General features: G+C 50.4%; 7 protein-coding genes. 3 read left to right on the top strand and 4 right to left on the bottom strand.

Annotated elements, in window-relative coordinates; all coding sequences use genetic code 11:
- The first annotated feature begins 73 nt into the window (after positions 1-73).
- Entirely contained in the window at positions 74-1,420 is a 1,347-nt protein-coding gene (locus IKQ95_09605; GenBank protein MBR4196952.1) for a replication-associated recombination protein A, read from the top strand.
- A gap of 198 nt (positions 1,421-1,618) precedes the next feature.
- Here the strand turns inward: IKQ95_09605 and IKQ95_09610 are convergent, their stop codons facing one another.
- The 3 genes from IKQ95_09610 to IKQ95_09620 form a co-directional block, all read right to left on the bottom strand.
- Positions 1,619-3,286, bottom strand: coding sequence for a GGDEF and EAL domain-containing protein (locus tag IKQ95_09610; protein MBR4196953.1), 1,668 nt, complete (start codon positions 3,284-3,286; stop codon positions 1,619-1,621).
- Between the two features lie 86 nt (positions 3,287-3,372).
- Positions 3,373-5,316, bottom strand: a complete 1,944-nt coding sequence (locus IKQ95_09615) for a response regulator (GenBank protein MBR4196954.1) — start codon at positions 5,314-5,316, stop codon at positions 3,373-3,375.
- 5 nt (positions 5,317-5,321) lie between these two features.
- The gene (locus IKQ95_09620) at positions 5,322-7,244 is read right to left on the bottom strand and encodes a response regulator (protein ID MBR4196955.1); all 1,923 of its coding nucleotides are present in this window, start codon (positions 7,242-7,244) and stop codon (positions 5,322-5,324) included.
- Between the two features lie 111 nt (positions 7,245-7,355).
- On the opposite strand from IKQ95_09620, the gene IKQ95_09625 reads away from it, so the two are divergent.
- Together IKQ95_09625 and IKQ95_09630 are read left to right on the top strand one after the other, a co-directional pair.
- Positions 7,356-9,800: a response regulator gene (locus IKQ95_09625; GenBank protein ID MBR4196956.1), complete on the top strand. Its 2,445-nt coding sequence runs from the start codon at positions 7,356-7,358 to the stop codon at positions 9,798-9,800.
- 54 nt (positions 9,801-9,854) lie between these two features.
- Positions 9,855-10,727, top strand: a complete 873-nt coding sequence (locus tag IKQ95_09630) for a response regulator (protein ID MBR4196957.1) — start codon at positions 9,855-9,857, stop codon at positions 10,725-10,727.
- A gap of 60 nt (positions 10,728-10,787) precedes the next feature.
- Here the strand turns inward: IKQ95_09630 and era are convergent.
- Positions 10,788-11,301, bottom strand: a 514-nt coding sequence (gene era / locus IKQ95_09635) for a GTPase Era (GenBank protein ID MBR4196958.1), incomplete at its 5' end; no start/stop codon positions are given.

The raw sequence follows: 11,301 nt of genomic DNA on the forward strand, positions 1-11,301 counted from the left end.
GGAAGTTAAAGCCTCTGGACTGCTGAACCAACCTGAGTAGTTGCGGCGAAAGGGAGCAGGAAATGTCGCAGGAATGCGGAAAGAACGAGGAAAACTCGAAAGAGTGTACACAGCACAAAAATACACTTTTTACGTAGCAGACGTTATCACATTGCAGGACAGCCAGCCTTTAGCCGCAAGAATGAGACCCGAATCCCTCGATGATTTCGCCGGGCAGTCTCACCTAGTCGCGCCGGGGAAAATTCTCCGCAGAATCATCGACAGCGACAACATTCCCTCAATGATATTCTGGGGGCCTCCCGGTGTCGGAAAAACTACCCTCGCCGGAATCATCGCCCGGAAAACTCACGCCGACTTCATAACGTTCTCAGCAGTAACAGGAGGCATTAAGGAAATCCGCGAGGTCATGAAGCAGGCCGACATCAACCGAAATTTCAAGACACGCACGATTCTTTTTGTTGACGAAATTCACCGCTTCAACAAAGCACAGCAGGACGCATTTTTGCCCTTTGTCGAACGCGGAAGCATTATCCTTATCGGGGCAACAACGGAAAATCCATCGTTCGAGATTAACGGGGCGTTATTGTCTCGGTGCAAAGTTTTCGTGCTGAAGCCTCTTTCTGTTGACGACATCACTGGGCTGTTACGCAGGGGACTCGGACTCCTTAATGTTACGGCTGATGATGACATTCTGAGGGTCATTGCCGAGTTTGCGAACGGGGACGCGCGGTCGGCACTGTCGCTTCTTGAGATGGCCGCGGCAAATTCTGACGGAGGGGAAATCACCGCAGACATCATAGAGCAGTGTACATCAAGAAAATCATTGCTTTACGACAAGAACGGGGAAGAGCATTACAACATGATTTCAGCCCTCCACAAGTCAATGCGAAATTCTGACCCTGATGCGGCATTGTACTGGCTTGCGAGAATGTTAGAGGCCGGAGAAGATCCGCTGTATATCGCCCGGCGTGTAGTGCGTTTTGCGTCTGAGGATGTCGGGCTTGCTGAACCCGGCGCAATGTCGATGGCTGTTGCTGCATATCAGGCGTGCCACTTTGTCGGAATGCCGGAATGTTCCGTGAACCTCGCGCAGGCTGTAATTCATATGTCGGTCGTGCCTAAGTCAAACGCGGTTGATGTCGCGTACCAGTCGGCAAAGAATGACGCACTTCACACTATGGCCGAGCCTGTCCCCCTGCATATCAGGAACGCCCCGACAAAGTTAATGAAGGAGTTAGATTACGGGAAGGGGTATAAGTACGCTCATGATTACGAGGGTCATATTACGGAGATGGAATGTATGCCGGAAAATCTCAGGGGCAGGGAATATTATCACCCGTCAGAAATGGGAAGCGAGTCGCATTACCGCAAACGGCTTGAGGGTATAAAGTCGTGGAAGTCATCGCACAGTCAGCAATGAAGCCCCCCGCACCCCTACGCGCCCCCTTCGGCCCTCTCCTTTCGCAGGGTTGCGACCCCTCCGGCCTTCGGCCACCTCCCCTTACGCAGGGGAGGCAAGAACCTCGGCGCGAGTCCCTCGTCCCCCTTGCCAAGGGGGGATACAGGGGGGTAATCCTGCCAAGGGGGGAGGGAGCGTAAGCGGAAGGGGGGTAGGTGATTACTTCACGTTCCTTGCGGGGGCAGGCCGTCCGAACAAGTACCCCTGCGCCAAGTCGCACCCGGCTTTCTTGAGGAAGGCTAACTGTTCTTGCGTCTCGACACCTTTCGACAATGCCGGGATTCCCAGCTTCCTCGCCATGTCAACAACCGCCGATATTATGATGTTGGCGCGGTCATCATCCACCGACTTTATCATGTCCATGTCGATTTTCAGACCGTCAAGCGCAAAATCCTTCAGCACCTTCAATGACGAGTACCCCGACCCAAATGCGTCCATCCACACTTTGAACCCGTGCCGCCTCAGCCTTTCCGACTCTCGCTTCATTGCGTCCATGTCAACCGCTATAAGGCTCTCGGTAAGCTCAAATCTCAGCATGGCCTCCGGGATTTTGTGCTTTGCTACAGCGTCCTCAATCACCCGCACAACGTCAGTAAGCTCAAAGTCAAGCCGCGACAAGTTCAGCGACACAGGCACCATTTCCCCGCCGCTGTCCTTTCTCCGCCTAAGCTCCTCGCATACCTTGTTGATGACGAACGAGTCCAGCTTGTGTATTAGCCTCTGTTCCTCAAGAACATAAAGGAAATTTGCCGGGGCTAATCTCCCGTACTGCGGATCCTCCCAGCGCGTGAGAGCCTCAACGGAAGCCGTTTTCCCGGTCTTTACGTCAACAACAGGCTGAAAGAATATCTGAATTTTCCCGTCCCTCATGGCCGACTCGAACGAGGAAATTATATGCTCCTGAAGCTGTACTTTCTCGTCCATTTTCCCGTCATATATCTGCGAGCTTGTGCCGTACTCGTGCTTTATTGAGTCGCACGCAATTTTCGCGCAGTCGCAGATTATGCTGATGTCCATATCGGGAGTCTTTATCTGATATATTCCCGCTTTCATTTCGACAACAACGCCCCGCCGCAAATTGTTCACGCGGATAGACATTCGGTCAATTTTCCCGCTCAAATCCTCCTGTGCTGTAATCACCGCGAAATGATCCTCGCTGAAACGGGCTATGAGTCCCTGCGGAAATGTCTCCTGCAATATTCGCGCAATGGACTTCAGCATACGATCTCCGCCGGCGAAGCCGTATGTCTCGTTGTAGGTGTGGAAGTTCCGTATGTTGATGTAAACGCAGCTGGGATTCCCTCCGCGCTTGAAGAAGTCGCGTATGACGTTCGGAGCGTTGAGACGGAATGCCCGCATGTTAGACAGCCCGGTCAATTCGTCGATTGTCGCGGCTTTCGGTTCGGGTAAACTCGTCTGCCCGGATAAATCGGTGAGCCGCTCGCGTATGTCCATGTCGTGAAGGTAGACGTAGAATATATCGCCTAATTCCGGGTCTCGGACGAAATGCCCCCAGTCCTCAATCTTCTTGATGTTGCCGTTCTTGGTGATTATTCGGTACGTTACGTAGTCGAATCCTCCTGTGGCGGCTATCTGCTTGCGTATGATTGTCTCGACCTCTTCAATGTCTTCCGGGTAAACGATCGTAGCAAAGCTCCCCCCGGTGAACTTCATGAAGTCGTCAACAGAGTCGCACTCAAATATACGGGCTATCTCCTCGCTTGCGTAAATGATTTCTTCCGCGTCATTATTCTTGTAGACGATAAACGCCCCCGGCATGTTGGCGGAAATTTTCGCGAGCGTCATGCTGTCGTTCTCATTGTACATAAAGATTCCTCCGTGTGTGGAATTTTTTGCTGGTATGCCATGAATTTTATCGGCTGCCTTTCACCGCGCTGTTTATTGCGTATGATTTATTGCTTCACTTTGAGATTTTCGGGGAGATTCGCAGCAAGTATTTTCCTCAGAGCGTCGGACTTCATTGGCTTTGACAGGTAATCATTGAAGCCCTTGCTGATGTATTCATCCCGCAGTCCCGTCCCTGAATGAGCCGTGAGAGCGACATATTTCGCCAGTCTTGAAGGGCCGTCAATATCCCGCGCCTTTGTGAGTGTCTCGATTCCGTCCATGCCGGGCATTTTGTGGTCGAGGAAAATAATATCGTAGCGGTTCGCCGCGATAAGGTCTAGTGCTTCATCGCCCGACTCGGCTGTGTCAACTTGGCACTGAAACTCCTTCAGCATTCCTTTTGCGACAACGAGATTCACCGGGGTATCGTCAACCACAAGCAGACGCGCTTCCGGGCATGTGAACGGCCTCCCGTCATCACGAGAGACTCCCGCCGTCCTCATTCCCTCGTCAGCAAGAAGAGACTCATACTCCGCTATTGTCCCCTGAAATCCCTCGTGCGCTAACTGCTGTGTTATGTCAAGCGTGAACGTACTGCCCTTCCCGTATTCGCTCTCAGCTCTGACAGTCCCGCCCATCAATTCCATAAGGTAGCGGACAAGAGTCAGCCCAAGCCCCGCGCCCTGTATGCTTTGCGTTTCGTCCATGTTGACGCGCTCGAAAGATTGAAACAGCTTGCCGATGTCATCAGGACGGATTCCGATTCCCGTGTCTTTCACCGAAATTTTGAGCTTGACCCGGCTGTGTTCGAGGGCAGAGCCTTTTACGCTGAGGGTAATTGCGCCCTCGTTGGTATATTTCACGGCGTTGTCGATGAGGTTGACGATGACCTGCCGGATATGATCCTCATCCCCATAAAGGTGTTCAGGCAAATTTTTGTCGACATCAAGAACGAACTTCAAGCCCTTTTCGCGGACAGCCTCAAAATTTCCCTCCTCAATGTCTTTCAGCATCTGCCACAAATGATAGTCAGCCCGGTAAAGCTCCATTTTCCCGGACTCAATCTTGGAGATGTCAAGAATGTTGTTGATGATGGAAAGAAGATGAGTCCCCGCCCGGCGAATGTCTAACGCTGCCTGGTGAATTTCGGGGTCATGGCTTTCTTTGAGGATCATCTCATTCATTCCCATGATGGCGTTCATAGGTGTGCGGATTTCGTGCGATGTGTTAGCGAGGAAATCACTTTTTGCGCGGGTTGCGGCACTGCTGAGTCTGGTCGAATGCTCTGCTTTCCGCCGGGATTCTTCAAGCTCCCTTTCTACCGTCAGCATACTCCTGTAGCTCGGTGCCTCGTAGTAGAAGAATATCACGAACAGAACAGCGGCGGCGGCGGCATATGTGAAAAGCACCGTCCGTATGAATATGTACTGCACAATGTTGGCGGCAATCAGAACAGCCACGACAGTATTCAGCACGACAAACTGAGATTTCGCGGTGTAGTATTCCCGGTGCGTAATCTGCAGCCACAGTGCCATAGCCGCAAAGTATATGACATACACGCTCCGCCATAAAGTATTGTATGACCCCCGGAAGAGTCCCCCGTCCGTAACGATGAGGAAGAAGAATCCCCCGATGCCCGGCATGAGATTCAGAGCCAGTATCACGAAACTTGACGCAAGAAGCATTCTGTTGAAGCGGGCGAATTTCGCGTTGTCGACATGCACATACGCTTCAACGTACCTCATCAGGAAATATGCGTTGATGTTAATTGAGGCGTAATACATCGTGCGGATTGTCAGGTTCACGGTGTGGCGGTGTCCCCAGCCGTCAATGAGGAGAGTCGACGAGACTTCAAGCAGTGCGGACAGGAAGGTGAACAGCGCAAGAAGCCGGAAGCGCGTATTAATCAGAGCGTTAGTCCTGTAGCGAATGAAGAGGAACACGGCCATGACTCCCAAGAACGGAATCACGGTAGCTTCAATCCATACATTATAGCCATATGTCAGCATAGGGATTATCCCTCCAAACCCTGCGTGATTTTCTCCGTCGGGATATATTTCGCGAGCATTTCTTCAAGCTCTTTTCCGTTCACGGGCTTGCTGAGGAAGTCGTCAAAACCTGCGGACAATAATTCAGCCCTGACTCCTACAAGAGCATTTGCCGTACACACTATCACTTTTGCTTTTGACCCGGGCGAGTCGGGCATGGCTTTAAGGTTATGGAGAGTCTGTTTTCCGTCCATGTGCGGCATCATGTAGTCCATGAGTATAACGTCATAGGGATTTTCCGCGCATTTTCTGAGGCATTCCTCCCCCGATTCGGCCTCGTCTACGGTAACTTCATTCTCCTTCATGAGCGAGCGCAGGACGATTCTGTTCATGTCGTTGTCGTCCACAACAAGCACCTTTGCGCCGGGAGCTTTGAGAATCTTGCGGACTTCCTTTTTCTTGTGGCCTGACTCTAATCCGTACTCCCTGAGAGTTTTTGCGCCTACAATTTTCTGCGGTATTACAACGTGGAATGTTGAGCCGATTCCGTATGTCGATGTAACTTCAACGCTTCCGCCCATGAGTTCAATTAGCCGTCCCGTTATGGCCAGTCCAAGCCCGGTACCCTCGATGTTATGAGTCTCCTTAGCGTCAATCCTGCTGAAGGACTTAAACAGCTTGGGAATATCCTCGGCGTGTATTCCGATTCCCGTGTCAGTAACAGTAACATGAAGAACAATTAATGACGGGTCATCGCCTTTTACGCCGGTCAATGTGAATTTCACGCTGCCTTTTTTCGTATACTTCACCGCGTTGTTGAGGATGTTTACCATAATTTGCTGGACTCTGATTCTGTCGCCGAAAAGCTCATCAGGCAGGGAGTCATCAATCTGCGCTGTGTACTGTAGTCCTTTCTGCTCGGCGCGGATCTTCACCATGTTGTCGACATCACGCAGTACGCGCCCTAAGTCGTAATTTCTTGACGCTAATTCGAGCTGGCCGGACTCAATTTTGGAGAAGTCGAGAATGTCATTGATGATGTGAAGAAGTGAATTGCCCGCGCTCTGAATGTCCCTTGCGTATTCGTAGACGGGGCCGGACTCATATTTCCGCAGGATAACTTCATCCATGCCCATAATTGTTGTGAGGGGTGTGCGAATTTCGTGGGACATGTTCGCGAGGAACTCGCCCTTTGCCTTGTCCGCGGCGATTGCTGCCTGGTTAGCGTCCTCAGCGATGGCTTTGGCTTTGCGTAGGCGGTCTAGTGTGCGCTCTAAATCCCTGTATGCGGGTGTCTCAAGAAGGAAGAAGAAGTAATACAGGTTGACCGACAGAATTATGAACAGCACCGGGATATGAGGGAACATCTGCGACTGTAGGAATATCAGCACCCAGCAGAACGCCAAATTTCCGCACAGTGCCCAGAATTGTCCCTTAGTGAAGGCTCTGCGGTACATGAATATCTCCGCCCATGCCCAAATCGCCCACAGTGCTATGAAGCCGTCTGTGATTACACTGCACAATGCCCCCTCTATGATTTTTCCGTCAGGGGATATTGAGTAGTTCGCCCCGGTGAAATGCCCGGCTAACTGAAGGTAGAAGAACACGCCGAGAAGTATATTCTGTATGTAGTGCATACGCCTCCGCCCGGGAGTGTCTGCCCCGAAATATGACATGTACCGCATGAACACAAAGAACACTCCGCAGTCAGCAGCCTGAAGAACGAGAGAGCATAAATATTTTGCGCCGGGTGAATAGGAGCTTGAGTCAGCAAGAATTATTGACGCTGCGACATCAACAAACGCGCTGGCCGTAACCATGTAGGCATAGCGGAGAAGCCCTTTCTTTTCTGACGATGTTCCCGAATAAATAATCTGAAGGTAAACGCATAGTGTAACGCTCAGAAATATAACGGCAATTTCTGACTCTATAATGTAATGAGCTTCCAACGTGAAAAAAACTCCTTCAGCAAATTTGAATGTGATGGGAGTATTATATATCCTGAACGCTAAATTTCAGGGCTGTAGCACCTGTGCTGTAATTGTGATATTATTCACGGCATGAATACTCACACAATCAGAAATTTAATCCTTGAGCCTGATACATCGGGCAATAATATTACGGCTTTATGTTTCTGCGCGTTCGGCATTGTAGCTTTTGTTACTATGGGAATCACGGGGCTTATACGAATCTGCGGGGGGCATGTCGCATCCGCGTGTGCGTATTTCGTGATCTCTCTTCTGTCGCTGGCAATGTTCCTTTACTCAGTCCGATGCCTTAGAGCCGGACAGCCTGAGAGACTGCGGAAATTGTCCTACCCATTAACGGCGGGGGGATTCATATTCGGCTTAACGTCATTATTCTTTCTTGACGGCGGTATGTTCGGAGGGGTGCCGATATTCTTCATACTGGCTGTAGTTGCGACTCCGTGCTTCCTTCCTACAGATGAAGCTGCTGTGATGGCAGGGCTTGAGATTTTCGCGTATGTAGCAAACGCATTATTCGCCCGGTATTATCCTGCCTCGATAGATTCCTCGCTGGCTGTTCCGGGAAACACCTTCCTTCCGATTCTGATTGTTACGGGAGTTCTTGCTATCTTCTGCCTGATGTACACGTATTCATACCGTCATCAGCAGTCCCGGCTTGACACGGCCATAGCTGAGGCTAAATCAGCAAACGAGGCTAAAAGCTCCTTCCTCAACAACATGAGCCACGAGATTCGCACGCCGATGAACTCAATACTCGGTATGAACGAAATGATACTACGCGAGGAGGAACGGCCCGAAATCCGCGAATATGCCCTAGTGATTCAGAGAAGCGGACGCGCCCTGCTGGGAATCATAAACGATGTATTAGACTTCTCGAAATTGCAGGACAAGAAAATGGAAATTATGCCTGTGCGCTATGATTTAAGCTCGCTTGTGAATGACCTTGTGAGCATGGCTGCGGAACAGGCAAAGAAAAAATCCCTCACCTTCACCGTGAACGTTGACAAAAAGATTCCCCGAATACTTGACGGCGACGAGTACCACATACGGCAGGTGATAATGAATATCCTGAACAACGCCATAAAGTACACCGAGCGCGGCGGAGTAACCCTCACAATCGGCTATGAGACTCTCGACACGTACAACATACTGCTGAAATGCGCCGTGAGTGATACGGGAATCGGCATAAAGTCAGAGGACATAGAAGACATCTTCCAGCCGTTTGAACACGTTGAAGCCTCGCGGAAATTTAGCGCGGACGGCTCCGGCTTGGGACTCCCAATCGTGCAGAAGCTCCTTCAGCTTATGGACTCGGAGCTGAGAGTCGAGAGCGTATTCCACAAGGGATCAACATTCGCATTTGACGTGAAGCAGTCTGTCATAAAGTGGGAGCCTCTCGGAGACTATGAGCGGGCATTCTCACAGACGGCGGCGAGGAACGGGAAAACGTTTACTCAGTCATTCCAAGCACCGAACGCAAGAGTGTTAGTTGTTGATGACGCTGATGTGAATTTATTGGTGTTCGCGAATCTCCTCAAGAAGACGAAAATCAAAATCGACACAGCTTCAAGCGGTCTCGAAATGCTCCAGATGGTGAGAATGAATCACTACAACATGATATTTCTTGACCACCGTATGCCGGGGATGGATGGCATTGAGGCGTTCCACAACATGAAGAAGATGACGGACGGACTGAACTATAACACGCCCGTTGTAGCCCTGACCGCAAACGCTGTATTAGGGGCGAGACAGCTATACATTGACGAGGGATTCAGCGACTATATATCAAAGCCGGTTGACACTGTGAGGCTTGAGCAGGTATTGCTTGAGTATCTCCCGCCTGATTTAGTTTTGCGCGGTGATGATATGACAGAAGACACGCCCGCCCCGAAAGCCGCAGTAACAGAAACAGCAGAAGAGTCCCCCGAACCTGAAGACGGGTCAGCAAAGTACAAAAACATTCCGGGTATCGACTATAACGCGGCCGTAACAAACTGCGGAACGGAGGATACATTCATTCAGGCTCTTGAAATATTCTATAACTCCCTCGACAAGAAAGCGGACGAAATAGAAGGCTTTGAACGCGAAAAGGACATCAAGAATTACACGATAAAAGTACACGCCCTCAAGAGTGCCGCCCGTCTCGTAGGTGCGCTGAAACTTTCTGATGACGCAAAATATCTTGAAGCCTGCGGGGACAAGAACGACATCGGCGAAATTGAGTCCAAGACTCCCGCGTTATTGTCGCTGTACAGGAGCTACAAGCCGGAACTCGCGAAAGTTTTCGGTGCGAATGATGAGCCGGATATGTCATTGCCGGAAATTTCGGTTGATGACCTTCACGAAATGTATTCGCTGATTAAGGGGTTCGCGGCAGATTTTGACCTCGACAACATAGACAGGCTAATGGAGGAAACAAAGCATTACCGAATCCCGGAGGCCGAGCGCGGCAAATTCGAGAAGATTAAAGAATGCGTAACAAGCGCGGACTGGGGGACTCTTGAAGAGCTATTGTAGGCTATAATAGACAGGGTTGGACATATTTAACGTGAAAGAAGGAATGCAGGAAAAATGAGCAAAATATTATTCATCACAGAAAAGGTCAGCTTCATTTCAGAGGGCATAATCAATCACCTTAAAGCGCAGGATTTCGAGGTTCTTACGGTGAAGCCCGATGTTACGGCAATCTCAAACTTTCTGAAAGAGGACAACGGAAGCGATGAGGAAGGAATAGATCCCGAAGTCGCCGCGCTATTGAGCCAGGAGTCAGAGAAAGCAGAGGGAGAGTCAGCAGAAGCAGGAGCCGCCCCCGACAAGAAAGACGACATTCCGCGAATATTCATACTCTACCTGCAGGGCGAGGACAATTTGATGATTGACGTACTCGGATATATCCGGGATTTAGTCGAGGATCGCGGGATACGCTTCTTTGTCATCGGGACTCAGGAAGAGCTTGACACGATAATAGGCAAGAAAGCCGACTATGTAGCGCAGATGTACACGCGCCCCGTAGACCTGGCCGAGCTAATCAAGAGGCTTCAGAAGGAAGGGGAAGCAGTCGACAAGCTCAAAGAGTTTAAGAGCATTCTTATTGTTGACGATGACGCAACCGCGCTCCGCTCAATGAAGAGCCTTCTGTCAACACGCTACAAGATTCTTGTCGCAAGCTCAGGAATGAACGCCATAACGATTCTGGCAAAGAACAAAGTTGACCTGATACTTCTTGATTTCGAGATGCCAATCGTGAACGGCCCGAAAGTTTTGGAGATGATACGCTCAGACCCGAACACGTCAAACATTCCGGTGATGTTCCTGACGGCAAAAGGCGACAAGCGCAGCATTATGGAAGTATTGAGATTCAAGCCGGAAAAATATCTCCTCAAAACAATGCTCCCGAAAGACATTCTCGACAGCATTGACGATTTCTTCAAGACAAGACGCTAACGTGGGAATGTTCCTTTCTTTCTGAGACCCTTTCCGCCGAAAACGGGAGGGGTCTTTCTCTTACGCATAGCCGAGACGCTTCAATGCCGCCGGATTTCTCCTCCATCCCGGGACAACCTTCACCCACAAATCAATATACGCCGGAATCCCGGTAACATCCTCGACAGACTTCCGGGACTCCTCTCCGATTCGCTTAATCATTGAGCCGTTCGCGCCGATTATGATTTTCTTCTGCCCTTCCGTTTCTGTTACCAGAGTCGCACGGATATATAGCTTCCTGCGGTCGGGATATTCCTCCGGGCTTTTGTACTCGTCAACAACAACCGCAACACAATGCGGCACTTCATCGCGCAGTAACATCAAAACTTTCTCCCGTATAATCTCTGAGGCCATGAATTTCTCTGTCGTGTCCATCAGAATATCAGGGTCATAAATCGGCTCACCCTCCGGGATATGAGGCATTAACGCGGCCATGAGGGAGGCGAGTCCGCGCTTTGTCTTTGCGGAAATTGCTACCTTGTCGGCAAAAGTATACAGCTCTTCATACAGCCTGAATGCCGGGGCGGGGTCTGAC

This window comes from Synergistaceae bacterium, from assembly GCA_017540085.1.
Lineage (GTDB): Bacteria > Synergistota > Synergistia > Synergistales > Aminobacteriaceae > JAFUXM01.